Consider the following 23,362-nt stretch of genomic DNA (forward strand, 5'->3'; position numbering starts at 1 on the left):
GGGGACGGCAGAAATGACACCTGATTATGCAACACGCGAACGCCAAGGAACAGTCGTATTTTACGCTCTTTTGTGGAAAAAGAAAGAGCTAAATACAGCACTTTTCAGTGACTATTGGAGGAATGTTAACGGCTCATTAGGAGCAACATTACCAGGTCAATATCAAAATTGGCAACATCATTTAGATCCGCAACCTATTGAGATTTGGCCTAGTTTAAAAGGGATTAAATCAACTGCTACAGAAACCGATCGCTGTGATGGGATTGCGGAAGTAACTTTTGCTAGTGAGAGCGATCGACAAGCTTATTTTCAATCAGCTTATCTTCTGGAAAATGATGGAAAGAACTTGTTTAGTAAAGCAGTAGGTTATACAACTAGTCCGGGAAATTCGATTACATATATCGATCGCTTAGAAAAAGGCGATTTAAATGGAGCAGTAGACGCTATTAAAGTTCATGTTTTAATTAAAAAAACCGATGGCGCAAGTTTGGCAGAATTTCGCCAATACATGACCGATACCTTGGCTCCAGCTATTAGTAAATATCAGGGAGTTTTAAAATTTAGGCTGCATTTATTTGACCCCCGTCCCAATCCTCCCGGCGATCCACATTATGAACCACCAGAAAAGCAATATCAAGCAGCTTTTGAAATTGCTTTTCCCGACTATCATGAAATGCAGCAATTTTTCACCTCAAAAGACTATTTAGCTGCCACTAAAAAGCAGGGAAAATATATCAAAGAAATTAACGCTCTACCAGAAAGAGCTACTTACACATTGGTTGACGAAGGGCAAATTACTCATACAGGAAAAGGCAGTTCCAGGGTAACAGAAATGATGGCAAATGTTGGTACAAATAATCAAAGCTCAGAATCACCTTTAAGTAATGGCAATCAAAAGGGTAAATCGAGTTTAGCTCAATACCTGCAAGGTGTACAACACTTCGGAATTACTGTAGACGATATGGACAAAGCCATAGAGTTTTATACCGAGGTGTTGGGGGGAAAAATTGCGATCGGAGGCGACGGATTTTATGGCGAAGACTTGCATAATCTCCTCTTCCAAAAAGACGAATTAGAAGCCCTGCAAAAAGGCATCAACCCCCGCAGTATTGGCGTTCCCAACATCAGAGATAATTCCCAAGAATCACTAGATGTTCGGTTTATTTCCTTCGGTAACACTTGCGTAGAAGTGATTCACTTCCGCGATGCCAAACTATCACCTAAAGCCCCCAATGTTTTTAGCAAAATACCTTCTTCCGTTGGTTTTGCGAACGTACCCCACATCTCTTTCCATGTCAAAGATGATGTAGATTTAAACGAGTTCGCCCAAATGTTAGAAGACGAATGTCAAAAGCGGGGAATGACCAACGTTGTAGTTAACAAAACTATTCACGTTAACTCAGAAGCCGAAAGAAGAAAAGCCGGACTTCATTTTGCAAAAACCGAATTTCCCGGAGACTTTGACGGCTGGGCATTGTTTTATTGCAAAGGGCCAAATGGCGAACAATTAGAATTTAACCAAGTTAGAAGAAACGCCCTGAAAAACTTTAAACGGGCACAACAAGAGTATAACCAGTTAACTGGCAGAAACTTTCCTTGGGCATCAGACGCAATTAAGGAGAATGGAACTATGATGACAGCAACAGCAACCAAATGGGAATGGCCTCATACTAAGAAATGGCCGAATTTTTCCGGCGCAAAATATGACATTCTCAAGCAACTATTCCTCGCTGGCGAAGCAATGAATGTCAATAACTTTGTGGAATTCTTTACAGAAGACTGTCTCTATCAATTCGGTAATTTCCCACTAGTTTACGGCAAGCAAGGCATTAAAGATTCTTCCACAGGCTTCTTAGAAAAATGTGAAGGACTGCACCACCATATCAAAAATATGTGGCAACCTTCCGAAGACGTAGTACTTATTGAAATGGATGTCACATACATCCGTCATGACGGCAAAGTGTTTACCCTTCCTTGCGCCGATACCGTGCGTTTTAAAGGCGACAAAATCAGCGAATTACGCATTTTTATGGACATTACTCCCATGTTCACTACGCCATAAATACCAAAGAGAAATTAATTGGTTTTCTCAGTAAGAGATAGCAGCAGCAATGGAGGAATTATGACTACAACAATGTTTCCTGGAACTAGATCAGCCGTTATTAAAGAAGTGATTGGGCTGATGGAGAAAATGGATTTAGAAAAAGTCCTCACCCACTTCACGGAAGACGCTGTTTACTGTTACGCTAATAATCCACCAGCTGTGGGCAAACAAGCGATTCGGGAAGCTACAACATCGAGCAATTTAGAGTCTGTTAAAGCCATTTCCTTTAACATTAAATCTCTTTGGGAAAACGTAGAAGTTGTCATTTGTGAATTGGAGATTAATTACTTCCGTAATGACGGCAGCGTATTGACGCTTCCTTGCACAGATATCTTCCGTATGGAAGGCGATAAAATTCGGGAAATGGCAGTTTATATTGATGCCAATCCCTTATCAGCAGCGCCAGAAAAGAAGGAAGAAACTATCATAGATATAGCCAAGAATTTAATGGCATCTGTAGAGTCTAATAATGTAGACAAATACCTCAGTTACTTCACCGAAGATTCTGCTTACATTATTGGTAATAACCCGCCCATAATCGGGAAGCAAGCAATTAATGATTTTGCTTTACCTATCATGCAAAACTTCAGTAAAGTTTACCATGAAGTGCATGATATGTGGCTGCTGGGAGAAGACACAGTAGTTGCCCAATTAGATGTTACTTACCTGCGAAAAGACGGGAAAATGTTTAAATTTCCCTGTATGAATATCATCCGATTCCAAGACAAAAAAGTTCGGGAATACCAAGCATTTATTGATGCTAATCCAGCATTTTCTTAACTAATGGTAGTGGGTAATGGGTAATGGGTTAGGACTTACGCACTCTCTTGCCCAAACCTAGATCCCCCCTAGCCCCCCGAACCCAAGGGGGGAATTTGAGAGAGTCACCTTGTTAATGGGAAACTTATCCAGAAAAATTCGGTTTTTAAACAACTGATTACCATGCAGAAAGTGCTTCCAGGAGAACGGGCAAACATCGTCAAGCGCTTTTTAACTGATACCAGAACCGCAGATGAATTTGCCTCTTACTTCACCGAAAACGCATTTTTTCAGTTCGGAAACACCCCTCCATTAATCGGACGTAAGGCGATTTGGGAGTCTTCAATTGCCTTTCGTCAACAACTGAAATCCGTCACCCATGAGATTAAATCTATGTGGGAAGTTGGGGAGGTAGTTATTTGTGAAATGGATGTAACTTACGTCCGTCATGATGAAAAAGTTTTGCGCCTTCCTTGTACCGATACTATTCGTTTTGAAGGCGAAAAATTGCAGGAATTACGGGTTTATATGGATATTTCACCAGTGTTTAGCTAAGACTTTGTACAAACAGAAATTAAATCAAATTTGGAGGCTTTATGTCAACTGAAAGATTTCCCGGAGTTATGTCAGAAATTGTGCGTCGGATGTTTGCAGCAGTTGAAGAAAATGATGTAGATAAAACAGTTTCCTTCTTCAGCAGAGACGCATTCTATAAAGTGGGTAATAATGAGCCAGTATTCGGCCCCCAAGGAATTCGGGATTTGGCTGGCCCTGTGATGCAAATGTTCCGCAAAGTTACCCACGAAATTAAAGATATGTGGGAAGTGGGAGGCGATACTGTTGTTTGCGAAATGAATGTGCTTTACATTCGCAACGATGGCAAAGCTTTTCAAATTCCTTGCTGTGATATTATCCGATTTAACGATAGCAATTTGATTCGATCGCTCCAAGCCTTCCTAGATATTAACCCCTTGTTTGCGCCCGATGAAGAAGCCATCAAACAGAAGAATTTGGAATTTGTCAAAGGGCTGTACGCCGCCTTTAAACGAGGTGACATTCAACCTTGGCTAGATGCTTTCACAGAAGAAAGTACCTGGCTATTATATGGCCCTGAAGAAATCCCTTTATGTGGTTTACGCAAGGGCAAGAATCAAATTCTAGACTTCTTGCAAACACTGATCAACACACTAGAAGTTAAAAATTCTGTACAGCACAGATTTATCGCTGAAGGTGACACAATAGTTGTCTTGGGATTTGTTCACAGCATGGTGAAAGAAACCAAGATCGACTTCAAATCAGAATATGTACATATTCTCACAGTGAAAGATGACAAATTACTCAGCTATCGCGAGTTCTTAGATAACGCTCAGTTATTAGCTGCTTATAAAGGTCATTCATTAGTTTAGGTAAATCAACAAGTTTTGCCAAAGAAAGTGTCATCTACAGTAGGTAATTAATGACCAAAGATAACTTAGCAGTTTCGCCATCTTAGGAGTTACGCAAAAACTCGGTTTCTTTAAAAAATCATGGGATTAAATCATCAAAGTTGACACTCCAAACCGAGTTTTTGCTCCTGCGTGCCTAAGTTTAAATATTTGACACTCTACATCTTCTGAAAAGATTCGCTGCCATGACACACCCCGTCTCTGTTTTACCACCATTTAACCCAAACAACCCAGTAAAAGAACCACCTAGATTGACAAATCCAGAAACAGATCATTCTGATTCGGATCATTCTCATTCGCCAGAGCCAGCTGATTTCATAATTGCACGACAAGACGATCCAAACCGTCCGGCAGTTTATACTTCTGGTGACTTATATACTTTTTTGGCTACCTCGCAAGAAACAGACTTTGCGTATAACGCCTTTGATTTCTTTGCTCCCGTTGGAGGTGGGCCACTGCCACATATTCACGCTTACGAACATGAGGCGTTTTATGTAGTGAGTGGAGCAATTAACTTTTTGGGTGGTGACGAACTTGGGGTGCCCAACAGCCCAAAACAATTTGTCCTCAATGATGCGCCGGAAGGAACTTTTGTTTTCGGGCCGAGATTAAGACCTCACGGTTGGGGAAATCAGAACTCGACGGCATCAAATTCGGGGCCAAATCAAGGGGCTAGGGTTCTTTCGGTAACTACTCCCGGTGGACTGGATTTATTCTTTCAATATGCTGGGCAACCAGTAGTTGACCGAAATCAGCCGATTCCGCCTCGGCTTCCTGGTATTGACCCTAAACAGTTAGAATTTGGTTTGTTAACGGGTGGTGGCGTAGCATTTCCAGGGTATGTACCAGCAACGGATCTCGACTATGTAGTGGTGCTGCCAGAAGATGCTTCTGCGGAACTAACAGCCAGAGTACAAAACACACTGGCTGGGGTGGATAATGTGCAGTTGTGGAGTTTCGATCAAAGACCGAAATTTACTGGCGCTTTTGGGCTCGAATACACCTCTTTAGCCAATTTCCAAGAAACGGGCGGTGAACTTTCATACTCTCAGTTTTCCCTAGCACCGCAGACAGCTAATCTTTTTCCTAGTTCTGTTACTAGCGATCGCTATCAAGCTATATTCGTCAAAGATGGGGTATTAAGTATCAATATTGACGGGGAAACTCAAGTAGCAGAAGAAAACACTTTTGTCGGAATTGCACCTGGTCAATCTTATTCTATTGGCAACTTTGGCGACGAAATAGTTAAGGCTTTGGCGATCGATATACCCCCATTCTCCCAAACTATAATTGGTACTCCTGGCGATGACAATCTAAGTTTTAATGGTGGAGATAGCGTATTTGGTGGTAATGGTAATGATGTCATAGTTTCCCGAAGAGTTTTGGGCGGAAATTTTGTTAACGGGAATCGAGGTAACGATGCGATCGTCGGCTACCAAAATGATACCCTCATGGGTGGCAAAGATGACGACATAATCATGACCGACTCAGGTAGAGGTAACAACTATCTTCTAGGTCAAATGGGTAATGATATCCTAATAGCTGGTAGTGGTGATTTTCTGAATGGGGGAGAAGGTGCAGATGAGTTCCGAATTGCTAACGGAACAAGACCAACAGTAAGCAACACGATCGAAGATTTCCAAGTAGGTGAAGACAAGATTGGTGTTAAGGGAATTACTGGAGTTACCTCTATTAACAATCTGAAAATTTTGTCTACACCAGATCTGCGAAGTGCTGCTATCTATACCGCCGATCAAGAATTTTTTAGATTTGAAAACGGACAGTTAGTTGTTTTAAATCCCCAGCCATTAGCAATTGTCCAGGGCGTTCTTTTCACCAGTTTGACGGCTAATGATTTCGTTTTTTCCTAGCTTTTGAGCCCGATCGAGCTTTTCTATTCCTATATAAAGTATCCAAGGAGTCATCAGATTATGACACAAAGCAAAGGTAAAATAGGCGTACTCATTGAAGAACATTTCGATCCCACTGAATATAAGAGATTCAATGAATACTTCCCCCAACAAGGTTATGAAGTGGAATATATCTCTCATTTGTGGGGTAATCCTTCATTAACTTTTGGTTCCAATCCTGAAAATGACCAAGTTGAATTTCATGTGGTTGTGACTACAGAAGTTAACGACATCGATCCGGCAGATTATGTAGGGATAATTTGCATTGGCGCTTATGCAATGGATCGATTAAGATATCAGGTAAATGTCAAGAAAGGGCAGAAAAATCAAGCTCCAGCAGTGGCGTTTATCAGAAAAGCTATGGATGCGGGAAATGTTAAAATTGGCACTATTTGCCATAGTTTGTGGCTGTTATGTGCCGATCGCGATTTGCTCACAAATCGTAAAGTTACTTGCGCCCATAACATTGTTTGTGATGTGGAAAATGCGGGGGCAGATGTCGTTTTTGACGGTGATGTAACCGCAGATTTGGTGATTGATGATAATCTAATTACAGGGAAGCATCCGGGGGTAGTCGATGAATTCATGGAAGCTTTCGTTGCCGAAATCGAAAAAACTCAAGCCGCCCAAAAAGTAGCGGTTTAAAATTAAAATCGCGTTGGTTTATTTAGCTTTAGCCACTTTGTTAAACTATCTTTGGAGGCAATGACAATGGAACGGATGAATTTCACTTTTTCTGATACTATTGGTGGGTATGTTACTCACTTCGATCGCCAAAATAAATGCTTTGGAATTAAAACATCAGATGGGCGAGAATACACAGCATATTTAGCAGCGAACGCTTGGGGAAGAATTGCCCAAAATTTGGGGGAATCTTATATTGACGCTACACAAAGATTGGCAGAATTACTAACACCAGGACAGCACGTATTTGCTTACGGTATTTTCTATCCTCAAGGAGATGGACACAAATTTGAAGTGAAATCTTTTGTGTTTCCTGGGGAAGCACCTGATAAATATCGCCATGAAGAACCAGATTGGTGGGTAAAACAAATTCGATCGATCGCTGATTGTTATCTAAAATGGCAGTTTGGTTATCCCGAAAAAGAAATAGATTATCGGGAATATCGCACAATGCTAAATTTAGCAGGTGAGAAAAAACGCGACGATTACCTGCAAGAAACTGATACTATTTCCCGCTTGGTTTATGGGTTAGCTTCTGCTTATTTACTAACAGGGGAAGACCGCTTTTTAGAAGGTGCCGAAAAAGGAACTAATTATCTGCGGGAACACATGAGGTTTTATGATACTGAAGAAAATTTAATTTACTGGTATCACGGGATTAAAGTTCAAGGGAAACGGGAACAAAAACTGCTGGTTTCTGAGTTTAGCGACGACTACGATTGTATCCCAGCTTATGAACAAATTTATGCTTTAGCTGGGCCAATTCAAACTTACAGAATTACGGGAGATCCTCGCATTTTAAAAGATGCGGAAATGACGGTAGATTTGTTTGACAGATTCTACTTAGATAAAGAGCAAGGCGGTTATTTTTCGCACATCGATCCAATTACTTTAGATCCTCGTGCAGAGTCTTTGGGACGTAACCGTGCCCGGAAAAATTGGAACTCAGTGGGAGATCATGCTCCAGCTTATTTAATTAACCTGTGGTTGGCAACTGGGGAACAAAAGTATGCTGATATGTTGGAGTATACTTTTGACACTATTGAAAAGTATTTTCCAGATTACGAGAATAGCCCATTTGTGCAAGAAAAATTCCATGAAGATTGGAGTAAGGATCAAGAATGGGGATGGCAACTAAACCGCGCCGTTGTAGGGCATAACTTAAAAATTGCCTGGAATTTAATGCGGATGCAAAGCTTAAAATCAAAGGATCAATATGTTGCTTTGGCAGAAAAGATTGCTCAATTAATGCCAGATGTGGGTAGCGATCGCCAACGCGGTGGTTGGTATGACATGGTAGAACGAACCTTAGCAGAAGGTGAAGAAAATTATCGTCTTGTGTGGCACGATCGCAAAGCTTGGTGGCAACAAGAACAAGCAATTTTAGCTTATCTACTTTTGAATGGTATTTTGAAAGAATCTGATTATTTACGCCACGCTCGTGAAGCTTCTGCTTTCTATAATGCTCACTTCCTCGATCATGATGACGGTGCTGTTTACTTCAACACTTTGGCAAATGGCTTGCCTTTCTTAATGGGTACAGAACGCTTTAAAGGCAGTCACTCTATGAGTGCTTATCACTCAACTGAACTGTGTTATTTGTCAGCAGTTTATCAGAATTTGCTGATCTTCAAATACCCAATGGACTTTTACTTTAAGCCGATGCCAGGAGCATTTAAAGATAATATCTTGCGGGTTTCACCAGATATTTTACCTCCCGGAAGTATCAGCATTGGCAAAGTTTGGATTAATGAAGAAGAGTACAGCAATTTTGATGCTGATGGCTTGACTGTGAAACTGCCAGATACGTCCGAACAGGTGAAAGTGAAGGTAAATATCGTTCCTCGCTAGGAATGGGAAACTAGAGATTATATATGGCAAGTTGAAATAATTTTCGATTTGCCATCTACAATCAACTGTTGATGATTCCCTAACAAGTAAAATGGACATTAATATAAAAAACCTCAAAGATGTAACTGTCGTCGAAATGGCTGGCGACATCGATGCGAATACAGCACCCACAGTTCAGAAAGAAGTTTTACCCTTGGCGAAGCCGGGAAGTAAAATCCTTCTGGATATGACCAAAGTCCCGTATACTTCTAGTGCTGGTTTACGTTTGTTACTTTCTCTGTATCGGCAAGTAACTGGTAATGATGGTCAGTTGGTGCTGGTGGGGCTTTCTGAGGAAATTCAGGATACTATGTCGATTACTGGATTTCTGGAATTTTTTACCAGATTTGATGACGTAGATGCAGGATTAAAAGCGCTGATGTAAGTTTTCCTCTGCATGAGTGGAAGAAGACTACTACTACGGGATAGGTGCTATGGCAAAAGTTCTAGCACCTATATATCAGGAGTCGCAGGCACAATCTTCTCTGCTTCAGGAATAATACAGATCTAAGCCCGATCTATTAAACGACTAACGACTGAAGCAGTTATGGATGCTCAAATTCAATCAACGGAAACTTTATTAGAACAAATGGCAGCACTGCAACAAGAAGTAGCTGAACTAAAAATCGCCAGACTCGCCCTAGAAGCGCAAAATCGGATGCTGGAAAATATGCTGAACATGGCAGAAAGTCCTAAGCCGGGGGAAATTTTAGAAAATGTTCTCCAGCAGGCTTTTGAAATTTCCTGCAAACTGACAGGTGCCGAAAGTGGTTGTTTGGTATTTTTAAGTTCAAATGGTGCTGTGCAAAAGAGCATCCCCAAAGAGGAAGATTTAACTCCTGTGCAGTTGATTCTCTCCAGTCCTTCTTACATTAATTGGGTTGATACGCATCGCCAAGCTGTGCCTTTAGCAGATGTGTTGGAAATTGAAAATTTGCGATCGCTCTTCGATCAACCCCCATTCATGCGCTCAATGCTCAGCGTACCCATCCTGAGAAAAGGCAAATTACTCGCTGTCCTCACCTTGATGCACTCTCAGCCAGGGTACTTTGGTAATGTGATTGCTGGCTTCATGCAGTCGATGTCTCGGCAAATCGCCCTGGCTACAGAATACGCTCGCTGTTATGACGAACTAGACAGTTACTCGAATCAACTCAAACAAGAGTTAGAAAGAGCTAGAGAAATTCAGCGAGATTTTCTGCCTAATCCAATGGTGAGTGTCCCTGGATGGGAATTTGTGGCTTGTTTCTACCCAGCGCGGCAAGTAGCAGGCGATTTCTACGATACTTTCCGCTTTCCTGATGGGTCTGTTGCCTTGGTGGTGGGAGATGTGTGTGATAAAGGAGTGGGAGCAGCTTTATTTATGGGCTTGTTTCGCAGTTTATTACGCATTTTTTCCGGTTATTATTCCTTCACTGAACCCAACAAAAAGAATGAAAAATCGACAGAGAGTGAAGTAGAAGTCGAGGAAGTTCCACCAAATACGGTCAAAGTTATTGAGGCGCTCAAGGCGATCGTCTTAACAAATAATTACATTGCCCAAAATCACGAACGTTTGTGTATGTTCGCTACGATCTTTTTTGGGGTACTCAATCCCGTAACTGGTATACTTACTTACATTAATGGTGGGCACGTACCGCCAATTGTTGTGCGTGCTTCTGGTGCTGTAGAACGTCTCCAACCTACAGGTCCGGCAGTCGGCACAATTTATAACATTGATTACGAAGTTAAACGAGTACAACTAGAACCTGGAGATATTGTACTCAGTTTCTCCGATGGTGTCCCAGATGCCCGTTCTCCAGAAGATGTTCCCTTTACTGAACAGCGATTAATCTCATTATTAGAAGCACCTGCTTCCTCTGCCGTTTCTTTGGTAGAACACATTAAAACTGAGATTAAATCTCATATCGCTCAAGCCGATCCTTTTGATGATATTACTATGTTGGCTGTGCGACAAAATGTGCCATTATCAACAAATTAAAGCGGCAAAATTCCAGATTTTAATGTGAAAATTAACCAAACTAATGCTCAAAATTTATGGACTTAAGAATTGACACTCATCCTACTCACAATTACGGCAAATTTAAACTTCGCACTGGGCGACCTTTCCCTTTTGGCGCAACTATAGTTCCAGGTGGAGTTAACTTCTCGATTTTTTCTTCTCACGCCAAATCCTGTACTCTGGTGCTGTTTGAAAAGCACGAAAAAAAACCAATGGCGGAAATTCCCTTTCCTGATGAATTCAGGATTGGTAATGTTTTTTGCATGATTGTATTCGATTTAGATTACGAAAATATCGAATATGGTTATCGCATGGATGGCCCTTTTAATCCCCACGAAGGTCATTGGTTTGACAAGAGTAAAATTCTCATGGACCCTTATGCTAAAGTGATCGGCGGTCGAGATGTTTGGGGAAAAACACCCGATTGGGATGATATTTACCATCATCGATCGAGAATTGTTCCTGATGATTTTGACTGGGAAGATGACCGACCTTTAGAAATTCCCCCAGAGGATTTAATTGTCTACGAAATGCACGTTCGTAGTTTTACTCGCCACCCTTCGGCAAAGGTGAAATATCCGGGAACGTTTGCGGCGATTCGGGAAAAAATTCCCTATCTCAAAGAGTTGGGTGTCAATGCGATCGAATTGATGCCCATCTACGAATTTGATGAGTTTGAAAATTCTCGTCCTAATCCCAACAACCCGAAAGAATTACTAGTAAATTATTGGGGTTATAGTACAGTCGGGTTCTTTGCGCCGAAAGCGGGATATGCCGCAACGGGCAAAATAGGAATGCAGGTAGATGAATTTAAAGCTTTAGTTAAAGACCTGCATAAAAACGGAATTGAAGTAATCCTTGATGTAGTATTTAACCACACCGCAGAAGGCAACGAGCATGGGCCAACAATTTCTTTTCGGGGAATTGATAATAGAACCTACTATATGCTGACACCGGAAGGTTATTACTTCAATTTCAGTGGTTGCGGCAATACTTTAAATTGCAATAATCCGATCGTGCGGAATATCGTGTTAGATTGTCTGCGCTATTGGGCAAGTGAATATCACATCGACGGTTTCCGCTTTGACCTTGCTTCTATTTTAGGACGCGACCCTTGGGGCGCACCTTTGGCAAATCCACCTTTGTTGGAAACTCTCGCTTTTGACCCAATTTTGGCGAAATGTAAATTAATTGCCGAAGCTTGGGATGCTGGCGGACTCTACCAAGTTGGTTCTTTCCCCGCTTACGGACGTTGGGCGGAATGGAATGGCAAATATCGCGATGGCATTCGCAAGTTCCTCAAAGGCGATGCGGGGCGAGTGGGCGATATGGCGCAACGTCTGCAAGGTTCCCCGGATCTTTATGCTTGGGCGGGTCGAGGCCCTGCAACTTCGATTAATTTTATTACTGCCCACGATGGTTTTACTTTAGCTGATTTGGTTTCCTACAACTACAAGCACAATGAAGCTAACGGGGAGAACAATAACGACGGTTCCAACGACAACGACAGCTGGAACTGTGGCGCAGAAGGTTGGACGGACGATCCGGGAATTCAAGCTTTGCGTCAACGGCAAATGAAAAATGCTGTGGCGATGTTGATGGTGTCTACTGGTGTGCCAATGATTTTGATGGGCGATGAAGTGGGACGTTCTCAGAATGGGAACAATAACACTTATTGCCACGACAATGAGTTAAATTGGCTGGATTGGTCGCTTTTGGAAAAAAATGCTGATTTATTCCGCTTTTTCAAGCATTGCATCGGTTTCCGCAACGCACACCCAGTATTGAGGAGTAAGTATCACTTTAGCAATCAGGATTACAAGAATAGTGGCTATGCCGATATTACTTGGCATGGTACACAAGCTTGGAACGCTGATTGGTCTGATTCTAGCCGGATTCTGGCTTTTATGTTGTGCGGGAAACACGCGAAGTCGGGAATGCTGGAGGATAACTATGTTTACGTTGCCATGAATATGCACTGGGAAACTCTTTGGTTTGAGGTTCCCGGTTTAAAAGATGGCATGAAGTGGCACGTTTTTGCTAATACTGGCGCTGCTTTTCCCGATGATATTTGTGTACCAGGTAAGGAACCGTTGTTAGAAAATCAGTCGGGGTTGTTGGTGCGCGATCGATCTGTAGTTATCCTCGTCGGTAAGTCAAAAGTTTCCCCAACAAACAAGGCAGAAATTTAACTTTTTTGCCTGACTCAATTGCGGAAAATTAATCTAGAAAACAGGAGAAAATCATGGCTTTTAGTACAACTTTGGAGATCGAAGATACCACTGCCACAATCACTTTAAATGGTGAATTGGATGCCAGTACTGCACCAGATTTTAAGGCGGAAATTGAGAGAGCATCTGCTAAAAAAGTGAAAAGTCTAGTTTTGATGATGGAAAACTTGGATTATATGGCGAGTGCAGGGTTGCGGGTACTAATTTACACTAAGCAAAAAATGGGTGCAGATACAGATATCTATGTGGTTAAACCACAGGAAATGGTGCTGGAAACTTTGGAAAAAACTGGTTTTGACCAAAGTGTAATAGTGGTCGATCATCCGCCGCAAATTGAAAAAGTATAACTCACTAGTTGTTAGTGGTTAGCGGACGGGAAATAAAAAGCTAACCACTAATTATTACACCCAAAACTTATGCTATGGAACAATTAACTGTACCCGGAACTTTAGACTCTTTGAGTAAAATTTCTAAATATGTCTTGTCAGCTGCTTCTGCTGCTGGATTGGATAAAAAGGCAACTTATAGATTGCGTCTAGCTGTAGATGAGATTGCCACAAATGTAATTATCTACGGTTATGAAGACGCGAAAATTCAAGGAAATTTGGATTTACAAGCTAAGATTGATGATTCTAGTTTGACAATCTTGATGGAAGATCATGCTGCTGCTTTCGATCCGACAACAAAATTTATCCTAGAAGAAGACTCAATTAATCTACCAATTCAACAAAGAGCAATTGGCGGATTAGGGGTTTATCTGGCGATTCAAGGGGTCGATCGGTTTATGTATGAGAGAAGTGGCGAGCGCAATCGCAATATTTTTGTCGTCAATCTCCATTAGCTATTGGTAGTAAGTTGGGGTGCAGGGTAGTAGAATATTTTTCTACTACCTCTTCTACAAAATAGTAACTATTAAAAATGATTCTTTGTAGAAGTAACACATTGTCACTGTAGAATCTCAGTAATGAATCAGCAATGCCTTAGAATGGAATCAATAACTTTTTCTTTATTAACGAGTAGAAAATCGCGATCGGAATATTTTAATCATCAATAAAAATACCAGTTGAAATAGGGGCATAAGTGAGTATGATCGTGCAAAATCAATCCATAGAACAACTACAGCAAGAACTAGAATCTTTGCGCCATGAGGTAAATGAGCTCAGAACTGCACAAGCTGCTCATCTAGCCCAAAGCGAACTGTTAGAAAACTTGGTGGCGATGGCGCGATCTTCATCGGAAAAGGAAATGCTAACAGCCACCTTAAAAAATACGATGGTTGTCTCTACTCGACTGACTGGCGCAGAAAGAGGTAGTTTGTTCATCTACAACAGCAGTGGCGCTGTAGTTAATAGTATTTTGACTCGCGAAGGCGCAACCCCAGAGGAAAGCAATAAACTGATTGGTTTAGTTTTGAAGGATGGATTAGCAGGTTGGGTAAGTCGTCACCGCGAAATTGGACTAATTTATGATACAAACAATGACGATCGCTGGGTAGATCTACCCAATCAACCTTATGCAGTAGGTTCGGCATTGGCTGTACCCATCCTGCGGGGCGGCAGATTATTGGGTGTTCTCACACTACTGCACTCGCAAACCGGACACTTTACCAATGAACACGCGCATTTGATGGAAGTAACAGCAGATCAAATCGCGTTAGCTTTAGAAAATGTGCAACTTTACACCAAGTTAGATAGTACTAAAAAAGCACTAGAAAATGAATTAGAAAAAGGCAAACAAATTCAAAGAGACTTTTTACCCGAACAACTAATTCAACCCCCTGGATGGGAAATTGCCGCTTACTTTTCCCCAGCAAGAGACGTAGCTGGTGATTTCTATGATGCGTTTGAACTTCCGGGCGGATATGTGGGTTTAGTAATTGCTGATGTCTGCGACAAAGGCGTAGGTGCAGCCCTATTTATGGCTTTGTTCCGCAGCTTAATTCGCATCTTTTCCGGTCAAATTCAATTACAAGAATCAGATGTACTAAATTCGGAACTCAGAGAAATTCATCCCAATAACCCGCACCAAGCCAATTATTCAGCAGAAGTCGATGCCTTAAAAGCGGTATCTTTAACCAATAATTATATCGCCAAAATTCACTGCCAATTGTGTATGTTTGCCACCCTGTTTTTTGGCGTATTGAATCCGAAAACAGGCGTACTAACATATATTAATGGTGGTCATGAATTTCCGGTAATTATTGGAAGAGAGGGAATTAAGAAACGTCTGTCAAAAACTGGGCCTGCTGTCGGCATGATGGAAAATGTGAAGTTTAAAGTTGAACAAGTGCAGTTAGAACCTGGTGATATTCTGTTAACTTACACTGATGGTGTACCGGAAGCGCATAGTCCTACAGGAGAGTTTTTTACTGAAAAAAATCTGTTGTCTTTGGTTGAAAAAACTACTTGTTCTACAACTCATTTGTTAAATACTGTAGAAGAAAGTTTACGTAACCACATTGGAGAGGCAACACAATTTGATGATATTACCATGTTGGCAATACGTAGGATAGAATAGCTGCGTCTTTTGGAGCAACATTAATTTAGTTGTTATCCATTAGTTCATAACCTGTTGCCCCTTGGGATAATATTTTCCTATAACCTAAACTTTCTAAGAATTGCATCATTTCTTGTTGTTCAGGAGAGTTTGCTGTTTCCCAAAAAACAGTTTTTATGGCTTTAGCGGCAAAGAGGGATTTACAACTTTCTAAGATTTTCAAATCGTATCCTTCGGCATCAATTTTTAAAACATCGATTCTGGTTTCATTATATTTTTCTAGCAGGGAGTTTAGGGTTAACATTTGCGATCGACGTACACCCTCTTGATGTTCATCTGTAACTACTTTAGTTAACATGGTGGGATCTCCGAAGGTATCTAATAATGCTGTGCCGTTGCGATCGCCAATACACCCCGGAAAAATCTCATATCTCGACGGATAATCTTTTAAATTCTCATGCAATAACTCAACATATTCTGTAACTGGTTCAACAGCAATAACTCTCGTTCCCTCTTTTTGCAACCACAAAACTGAGTAATAACCAAAATTTGCCCCAATATCAATTAGCAGCCCCTTCCTTCGTTCTGATAAAATTTCTTGAGTGAGAAACTCTTCATAGTACCCACTCATCACAAAAAATCTAGCGTGTAAACAATTAGGGTTAACTTTAATTTTAGTCTGAGGAAATTCACGAGGCGAACCGTAAGTGTATAATAATTCTGTTTCAGAATCTAAAGGAATTTCAGCCAAAGTTAACCAATTAATTGGAGCAGCATATCTAATAGGTAGAATATGTAGCAAATACTTTAATCCAGAAAGAGTATTTTTTGCCCCTAAAATATAAGAGTTTAATTTAATAAATTCTTTAATCAATTTTTGCTTTATTCCCATACTATTTCACCTTTTGGCAACTACAACTTTTCCAAAAAATCAATGTAAACTTTCAAAGTATCTTGAGCAATCTTTCGCCAGCAAAACATTTGCGCCACTTCCACACAGCGTTGAGAAAGCTGAGAATATCTGCTTTCGTCTAAAGTCAGTAGCTTAACTATTTGATTACTAAAACCTTCCCTATCTCCAGGTACAACCATAAAATTTTCTTCAAAATGACCCAGCATTTCTCTTGGCCCTGGTACATCATAAGCTACAGTAGGAAGACCACAAGCTAATTTTTCCAACACAGCAAAACCAAAACCTTCGATATAGCTAGGAAATGCACCTACAGTGGCACCACTTAACAATTTAGGCAATCGATCGCTGGTAAATTCCGGTATTATTTCGATATATTCATTTGCTGTTAAATTCAGATCTCCTAAAACAAATTTAGCACTAAAACCTGTACCTAAAAACAAAAAACGAACATCAGGAACTTTTGCTTTAACACTCTTAATAATTTCTGCCCAATCTCTAGAACCTTTGCGTGTTCCCCAAGTACCAATAAAAACTACTTGTTTGTTATTTAAACGTACCGCAGCAGGTTGTATAACTTCAGCAAATGCCTGTTGTCGTTGCGGGGAAAGTCCAAAAGGAAAAACAAAACTTTTCTCACTTAAACCCAGAACACCACGCGCATAAGTGAGTTCATCATGATTAGGTAAATTGATTAAATCACAGGTTTGCAAACTACGCAGACATTCATAATTTCCCTTTTTGGTTTGCCAAGAATGCAACCAATTTTTAATTCTAGTTCTCTTTCTTTTCGGAGGCCATTTAGTATTTTCCAGATGAGCAAATTCATCATAAAAGGCATACAAACCTACAGAACGAGCAACCAGTAAACCCTTAATTCCTAATTCTTGTTTAGTAAAAGGTAAGTTGCCTTGATGAGCATCAATAATATCAAATCTCTGAGCATTTGCTTGGACAAAAGCTTTGGCTTTAGCTGAAAAGCTGGGACGAGTGAATTTTTCTAACACAGAGGTATTGGCTTTAGGAAAGGCATCACCATAATCAAATTTTTCTACTTCATGTCCCATCGCCCGAAATTCATCTGCTAATTCTAACTGCACTCGTGAACCGCCAAAATTGCGATTCCAATTCATGTGTAGAACCATCAGTATTTTTAATTTTTCTTTGGCTTTCATAGGTTAATCACCGGGCAAATTTCAGCTTTTATTTTTGTAACATAAAATTACTAAATCCCACGGCTTCCCCCATTGCAAATACTTATCAGCATACCCAACTCCCCGCAGGATAAATCTAGGCATCCAACTTTTTTTAGCTCTACCAATAACAGTAAATTGCCACTGCCATACTTGATAGAGAATTCTCATGAAAATATGAAAGCAATAAGCATAGTTTTTAATGACAAAACCATTTTTTGTAAGTAGCTCAGACAGTTCTTCTAAAGTATAACCTTCCCGGACATGGGCTGGATCGTAAGGTGCTGGTGGAGTTGGTACGCTGATTAACAACAATCCTCCTGGCTTAATGACTCTTGCTAGTTCTGAGATTGCTAAATTATCTTCTTGTATATGTTCGACAACCTCAGTACAAAGACAAGTATCAAAAGTTGCATCTTCAAAAGGAATAGAGGTAAGAGAACCTTGATAGGTTTTGTGTCTTGAATCTGTTCTTTGTTGGGGAATAGAAGGTAGCTCTAAATCCAAGTTTGCTATTTCGGTTATATCTTTAAACGATTCCAAAAATTCAGAATAAATACCTTCGCCACAACCTGCATTCAAGCATTTTCCCGTAAATTCATTAGTTGTAATAACTCTTCTGAAGGTATGACTTTGTGTAATATATCTTGATTCATCAAACCAACCAGGTTTTAAGTAGTTTATCAATGCTATGTTTAAAAGCATACTTGCTCCAAATCCAGCTAAAGAGCTTATTTCTTACTTCCAAATTACTTTAGATAACCAAAATTTGTGCCTGATAGGACTGACGTAATGCCTAAGCGCTACCTTGGGGCTACAATGTTTATCTTGATAAATAAATTCATCGTCTCGATTAACAACAAATTCCTCTGGAGTTAAAGGTATGCCTTGATTGTAGTGCATAGCTAAATGTAAGCTAGTTTGTTCAGTAAAGTAATTGGCATTTTCTGGTAAAGCAGCTAATCGCTTCAGGGGGATCTCCCAATTCAATGGTTTTTGAAGTATCATAAATCCGCTGTTGACAGGTGCAAACTTTTCTGAAGCTTTATCAAGAAGGCGTTCATCTAAAGCGGTAGCGCAATCAAGTAAATATCTAGGTTGTGTATTGGATAAGTTTGTTAGGTTTAATAACTCCTCAGCAGCAGGAAAAAAGAGGATATCTGAATCGGCATAAATAGTTACTCGATCGACAGGAAGTGAGATTAAAACAGCGAGTTTTTTTCCTAGTGGATGGATGTTGGCATAAGCATATACAGAAGGTGGTAAGTCTTTGTTTATGAATTTGGCAAATTCTACGACTTCTATGTAAGGACTGATTTGCCGAAGTAATTGACAACTGGCGGGAGAATAACTGCCATCAGAGACAACAATGAATTTATCGGGGATACCTACGTAGCGAATGAATGAGCGAATACTGGCTACTTGTTCGGGTAAATCGCGATCGCATGAAAAACTATAAACTGCCAAGGGAACTTTACAGGTTTGTGGAATTGGCATCCTCACTATCTTGGGTAAAGCTGTCTTGTATAACCAGCGAACAATTTGTCCTTGTCTTCTAGCCAGACGGTAGCCAATATTAACCATAATTTTTATAGATAATTTTTAGTATACATTTCCAAAATGGACTCCAAAACAACAATGTCGGTCTAGAACTTAATGCTGACATTACTTGTTTGATATTTTGCGCCTTTTCTTCGTAAATAAGAGGATGTAAAACCTGATAATCTTTTAGTTTAAATAAATAAACAAACTGTTTGAGCCAAGGAAGTTTTTTAGCTTCACTTCTGCCTATCTCATAAAATTCTGAAAAACTGGTTTCCTTTTTTGACTCACTCTTATTCTTACCATGAAAATTAAATTTAACCAATATATCTGGAATATAAATAGCTTGAGGATTTTGGCTAATAACTCTCACAAAGAATTGATAATCCATTAACATATAAAGCTGGTTGTTTAGGGGAAAGCACTTATCTGCAATTTGTCTAGCTACAAACACCGCAGGTTGAGGAAAATGAGCACCTACCGCCCAAAAGTTCAGAAAACGTTCAAAATTAATTGGGAAAGATTTAACTACATCATCTGGACGACCATCAGTAAAGACGAGTAAACAACTTCCTCCGATCACTTGATTACCCTGTAAATAATATTCTGCAACCCGTCGTAAGGCTATTTTAGTATAAGAATCGTCTGAATTTAGCCAAGCAAAAATATCGCCTGTGCAGTATTGAAACCCTTTATTGATTGCATCTGTTTGCCCTTTATCTGGCTCACTAACCCAGTAAGTAAGATATTTTTCATACTTTTTAATAATTTCTATTGTGTTATCTGTTGAACCTCCATCAATAATAATATATTCAAGATTGGGATACCCTTGCAGTAAGATAGAGCGAATAGTTTCTTCAATAAAATCTCCATAGTTATAACTAGGTGTAACGATGCTGATTCGAGGCCATTGAGAGCCATCTGGTGTTTGATTTGGCAATGGGTCATTGCCTTCTGTCCAAGGCCATCCGGTTTTGTCAGGTGGTGGAGAGGGTAAATCTTTTAAGGTTAAACTTTTATGAATAACTTGCATAAGCGCCCGAATAAAATGAACTGCTGTTGAATAAATTTGATTTTAATTATCTAATAATTGACGATACAATTCAATATATCGTTTAGCTTGTAAGGAAACAGAGTATTCTTTGAGGGCGATCGCACGGCATTGTTGACTCATGCGATCGCGCATCTCTCCATCTGCCAAAAGTTCGATAATCCCTTGAGAAAAATCTTGAATATTTTCGGATTCAGCTAAGTATCCCGTGATGCCATGACGTACTAAATCGGGAACGCCGCCAATTTTAAAAGAAACCATAGGCGTACCGCAAGCCATACTTTCTTGTAGTACCAAAGGTAAATTATCAGCACGGGTGGGGAAAATAAATAAATCCGCCGCTGAATAGGCAACAGATTTAAGACGATCGCTGGTAATGTACCCCAGATTAAGACATTGAATGCCGACTGTTGCGGCCATTCCTTCGCTGTCATTCCCCATTGTCAGAAGCACCGTTTCTGCTTTGAGACTTGCAGGTAATTTTTGCAAAGCTTGTAGGAGCAAATCTCCACCTTTGCGAGCATCTTTTACACTTACAGAGCCAAACATCAAAACTTTTTTACTCTCTGGAATACCAAGTACATATTTACACTGTTTTTTGTCGAGAGGTTGATAAGCTTCCATGTCAATACCATAGGGAATATGATGGATAGGAAAGCGATTGAGAATACTTTGCTTTACTTGTTCTGTTAGCCAACTGCTGGGGGTAACAATAGTTAAATTCGAGCGGCTGTAAACCCAATTTTTCAACTTCCATTCAACCAGGGTACTGTCAATATTTATCTCTGGATATATAGCTAAGTAAGGACATTTTCCGCAACCAGTTTTCCAGCGATCGCAATCGTAACTGTAGGCACAATGTCCCGTGAAACTCCACATATCGTGAAGGGTAAAAACTGCTGGTTTTTCGGATGTAAGCGATGGAATTGCCAGATAGTTAAAATAGTTTCCATGCAGATTATGAAAGTTGAGGATATCTGCTTCTCGATAAAATTTGTGCTGGGGAATATCAAAACTACTAACTAAATGAATATAGTTATGACCTAGTTTCCAGCTAATTCGGTAAATTTGATTTTCTATAGCCAGCTTAGTCCGAGGAATTACAGCTATGCGATCGCTATTTATTTTAGCCACCTGAACGAGTAAGCGAGAGTCGATCTCTTGCTCTAGCAAACCTTGATGCAGACGATATCCAGCTAGAGCGGCTCCCCCACTAGTATCTGTTTGATTAATTTGCAGAACTCTCATAAGATGGAGACTTTTTTTAATTGTAAAGTTTGCTGGAGTTTTTTCACTCCCACTGATACTACCAGCCGCAAAGCTGCCTTGATTACGGTGAAAGATTGGCTACATTTAATAGCTTCTCGAATTTGTGCGATCGCTCCATCAACATCATTTTCTTCGATTAACATTTGATTAGCGGTAAATAAAGCAATCATCGCCCAATTACCTCTAGTTTTTTTTCCTAATTCCTTAGCCTTTGCTTCCGGTAAATAAGAGTGAACAATGGGAATTGCTTTCCGCAAATCTTTAATATTTTCTCCAGTGCGTTTGTAACGTCCGGTATTAGAATTAGCGCGTACCCGATACAGTGCTAGTGGTTCAACTTCGTACCACATAGGATAGTGTGCGGCGACTCTCATCCACATTTCCCAATCTTCCACCCAAGCTAGGCGATGGTCAAATCCTCCCAGCTTTTCGTATACCTCGCGTCGCACCACAATGGAAGGCGTAGAAATAGTTTGCATTTGAGCAAGGCGCTCTAACCAATTACTCAGAATACCGCTTTCCGGTCGCTCCATCGCCGTGATCGATTGCCAATGACTATTCTCGTCGATAAACATCCAACGACAGAAAGCAGCGCCGATCTCTGAATTTTGCTCAAAAGCTTGTTGCATTTTGCGATAAAATCCTTCTCGCACGCAATCATCACCATGCAGCAGATGAATTAGCTTACCACGCGATCGCTCCAAGCAAGTTTGAAAATTTTTTGTATGTCCGACATTGTGTGGTTGGCGATAAAATTTGACGCGACTCCCTGCCACTTCTTCCACTACTTTTTCTGGCTCATCTTGAGAGCAATCATCTATCACCTCAATTTGCATGATATCCGACCCCGGATCTTGTACTAAAACGCTGGTGAGCGTTTCTCGTAAAAACCGAGCGCAATTGTAGGTAGGAATCATCACAGACCATAATGGACGGTCAACTCCCTCAGAAACTGGGGGAACAGGATCGCGATCAGAATTTTGTCCGTTCATTACCTAAGCTTTTTCCCCAAATAATTATGTTCCACTAATAACTTGAAAGACCGATAAACCAGATAAAAAAATAACACTGCATCTATCCACAGCAAATCATAATTTTTCTGTTGTTTATCCCGATTAAAACAAGTTAGAAAGATAGTCCTATAAAAGATAAAGTAAGTATTGTAAGCAATATCTTTTACTCTTATTCTTTCCCAATACATCTTTATCCCGTATCTCCAGTACCTCCAATAGGTATCCAAAATGGATGGTAAGTTATCTTGGCGAAGATGGCTAACTATGGCGCTTGGTTGGTATACTAACTTATAACCTTTTTCAGAGAGTCGGCTGGAAATATCTACATCTTCGCCATTGGTGCGTAATTTTTCGTCATATCCAGCAATTTTTTCCACTGCTGATTTGCGGATAACATTATTGTTGCCGTAGATAAAGGTAGGATTATCTACGCGAAGGTCGCCCCAATCTTGAGTCATGTGAACTTTGCGCCACCGATCGGCAATTGACTCTTGTACTATCTCGACTAACCTACCACCAACGAGCGCAATTTGCGAATTTTCTTCGATCGTCGCCACCAAATTTTCCAACCAATGAGAATCTGCCACGCAGTCCGCATCCAAAGAAGCTACCAATTCATTGCGAGCATTCTGCCAACCTGTATTCCGACCAGCTGAAAGACCTTTATTTACTTCGTGCTTAATAATTCGCACTGGGTACTGGGAGGCTATTTCCACCGTTTTGTCTTTACTGCCATCATCAATAATCAGGATTTCATCAACTGGGTAAGTTTGATTTAATATCCCCTCGATACAACGGGAAATAAATTTTTCGACATTGTAACAGGGGACATACAGCGAAACCTTAGTCATACTATATTTCCC

General features: G+C 40.4%; 21 protein-coding genes. 13 read left to right on the top strand and 8 right to left on the bottom strand.

Annotated elements, in window-relative coordinates; translation table 11 throughout:
* The first annotated feature begins 13 nt into the window (after window positions 1–13).
* The 13 genes from ACE1CI_RS28505 to ACE1CI_RS28565 all read left to right on the top strand — a co-directional run bounded on the left by ACE1CI_RS28505 (window position 14) and on the right by ACE1CI_RS28565 (window position 15,542).
* Entirely contained in the window at window positions 14–2,062 is a 2,049-nt protein-coding gene (locus ACE1CI_RS28505) for an EthD domain-containing protein (RefSeq protein WP_459564096.1), read from the top strand.
* A 60-nt stretch (window positions 2,063–2,122) separates the two neighbouring features.
* Entirely contained in the window at window positions 2,123–2,884 is a 762-nt protein-coding gene (locus ACE1CI_RS28510; RefSeq protein ID WP_413265653.1) for a nuclear transport factor 2 family protein, read from the top strand.
* A gap of 162 nt (window positions 2,885–3,046) precedes the next feature.
* Window positions 3,047–3,418, top strand: a complete 372-nt coding sequence (locus tag ACE1CI_RS28515) for a nuclear transport factor 2 family protein (RefSeq protein ID WP_413265654.1) — start codon at window positions 3,047–3,049, stop codon at window positions 3,416–3,418.
* A gap of 41 nt (window positions 3,419–3,459) precedes the next feature.
* Window positions 3,460–4,269 (top strand): nuclear transport factor 2 family protein, encoded by an 810-nt coding sequence (locus ACE1CI_RS28520; RefSeq protein WP_413265655.1) that lies wholly within the window; start codon window positions 3,460–3,462, stop codon window positions 4,267–4,269.
* A gap of 224 nt (window positions 4,270–4,493) precedes the next feature.
* Complete coding sequence (locus ACE1CI_RS28525; protein ID WP_413265656.1) at window positions 4,494–6,179, top strand: hypothetical protein; 1,686 nt, start codon at window positions 4,494–4,496, stop codon at window positions 6,177–6,179.
* Between the two features lie 60 nt (window positions 6,180–6,239).
* Window positions 6,240–6,863, top strand: a complete 624-nt coding sequence (locus ACE1CI_RS28530) for a DJ-1/PfpI family protein (RefSeq protein WP_413265657.1) — start codon at window positions 6,240–6,242, stop codon at window positions 6,861–6,863.
* Between the two features lie 66 nt (window positions 6,864–6,929).
* Window positions 6,930–8,753, top strand: a complete 1,824-nt coding sequence (locus ACE1CI_RS28535; RefSeq protein ID WP_413265658.1) for an AGE family epimerase/isomerase — start codon at window positions 6,930–6,932, stop codon at window positions 8,751–8,753.
* A gap of 91 nt (window positions 8,754–8,844) precedes the next feature.
* Window positions 8,845–9,177 (top strand): anti-sigma factor antagonist, encoded by a 333-nt coding sequence (locus ACE1CI_RS28540; RefSeq protein WP_413265659.1) that lies wholly within the window; start codon window positions 8,845–8,847, stop codon window positions 9,175–9,177.
* 162 nt (window positions 9,178–9,339) lie between these two features.
* Window positions 9,340–10,773 carry a GAF domain-containing SpoIIE family protein phosphatase gene (locus ACE1CI_RS28545; RefSeq protein WP_413265660.1) on the top strand — a complete coding sequence of 478 codons (1,434 nt, stop codon included), beginning with the start codon at window positions 9,340–9,342 and terminating at the stop codon, window positions 10,771–10,773.
* A gap of 56 nt (window positions 10,774–10,829) precedes the next feature.
* Window positions 10,830–12,986 (top strand): glycogen debranching protein GlgX, encoded by a 2,157-nt coding sequence (gene glgX / locus ACE1CI_RS28550; protein WP_413265661.1) that lies wholly within the window; start codon window positions 10,830–10,832, stop codon window positions 12,984–12,986.
* A gap of 53 nt (window positions 12,987–13,039) precedes the next feature.
* Window positions 13,040–13,372: an STAS domain-containing protein gene (locus tag ACE1CI_RS28555; RefSeq protein WP_413265662.1), complete on the top strand. Its 333-nt coding sequence runs from the start codon at window positions 13,040–13,042 to the stop codon at window positions 13,370–13,372.
* 74 nt (window positions 13,373–13,446) lie between these two features.
* Window positions 13,447–13,866 (top strand): ATP-binding protein, encoded by a 420-nt coding sequence (locus tag ACE1CI_RS28560; protein WP_413265663.1) that lies wholly within the window; start codon window positions 13,447–13,449, stop codon window positions 13,864–13,866.
* Window positions 13,867–14,111: 245 nt separating this feature from the next.
* The gene (locus ACE1CI_RS28565; RefSeq protein ID WP_413265664.1) at window positions 14,112–15,542 is read left to right on the top strand and encodes a PP2C family protein-serine/threonine phosphatase; all 1,431 of its coding nucleotides are present in this window, start codon (window positions 14,112–14,114) and stop codon (window positions 15,540–15,542) included.
* Between the two features lie 25 nt (window positions 15,543–15,567).
* Here the strand turns inward: ACE1CI_RS28565 and ACE1CI_RS28570 are convergent, their stop codons facing one another.
* From ACE1CI_RS28570 to ACE1CI_RS28605, 8 genes are read right to left on the bottom strand one after another with little or no spacing between them, the layout of a single operon-like run.
* Window positions 15,568–16,413: an FkbM family methyltransferase gene (locus ACE1CI_RS28570; protein WP_413265665.1), complete on the bottom strand. Its 846-nt coding sequence runs from the start codon at window positions 16,411–16,413 to the stop codon at window positions 15,568–15,570.
* Between the two features lie 20 nt (window positions 16,414–16,433).
* The gene (locus ACE1CI_RS28575) at window positions 16,434–17,606 is read right to left on the bottom strand and encodes a glycosyltransferase (protein ID WP_496615879.1); all 1,173 of its coding nucleotides are present in this window, start codon (window positions 17,604–17,606) and stop codon (window positions 16,434–16,436) included.
* Between the two features lie 21 nt (window positions 17,607–17,627).
* Entirely contained in the window at window positions 17,628–18,329 is a 702-nt protein-coding gene (locus ACE1CI_RS28580; RefSeq protein WP_496615880.1) for a methyltransferase domain-containing protein, read from the bottom strand.
* A 33-nt stretch (window positions 18,330–18,362) separates the two neighbouring features.
* Window positions 18,363–19,208 carry a hypothetical protein gene (locus tag ACE1CI_RS28585; protein WP_413265668.1) on the bottom strand — a complete coding sequence of 282 codons (846 nt, stop codon included), beginning with the start codon at window positions 19,206–19,208 and terminating at the stop codon, window positions 18,363–18,365.
* Entirely contained in the window at window positions 19,201–20,199 is a 999-nt protein-coding gene (locus ACE1CI_RS28590; RefSeq protein WP_413265669.1) for a glycosyltransferase family 2 protein, read from the bottom strand. Before ACE1CI_RS28590 ends, ACE1CI_RS28585 begins: the two co-directional genes overlap by 8 nt.
* A 42-nt stretch (window positions 20,200–20,241) precedes the next feature.
* On the bottom strand, window positions 20,242–21,465 hold the full coding sequence (locus tag ACE1CI_RS28595) for a glycosyltransferase family 4 protein (RefSeq protein ID WP_413265670.1): 1,224 nt from the start codon (window positions 21,463–21,465) through the stop codon (window positions 20,242–20,244).
* On the bottom strand, window positions 21,462–22,478 hold the full coding sequence (locus tag ACE1CI_RS28600; RefSeq protein ID WP_413265671.1) for a glycosyltransferase family 2 protein: 1,017 nt from the start codon (window positions 22,476–22,478) through the stop codon (window positions 21,462–21,464). The genes ACE1CI_RS28595 and ACE1CI_RS28600 overlap by 4 nt, the downstream gene beginning before the upstream one ends.
* Window positions 22,478–23,350 carry a glycosyltransferase family 2 protein gene (locus tag ACE1CI_RS28605; protein ID WP_413265672.1) on the bottom strand — a complete coding sequence of 291 codons (873 nt, stop codon included), beginning with the start codon at window positions 23,348–23,350 and terminating at the stop codon, window positions 22,478–22,480. Before ACE1CI_RS28605 ends, ACE1CI_RS28600 begins: the two co-directional genes overlap by 1 nt.
* Between the last annotated feature and the right edge of the window lie 12 nt (window positions 23,351–23,362).

Source organism: Floridaenema flaviceps BLCC-F50 (genome assembly GCF_041929275.2).
GTDB classification, from domain to species: domain Bacteria; phylum Cyanobacteriota; class Cyanobacteriia; order Cyanobacteriales; family Aerosakkonemataceae; genus Floridanema; species Floridanema flaviceps.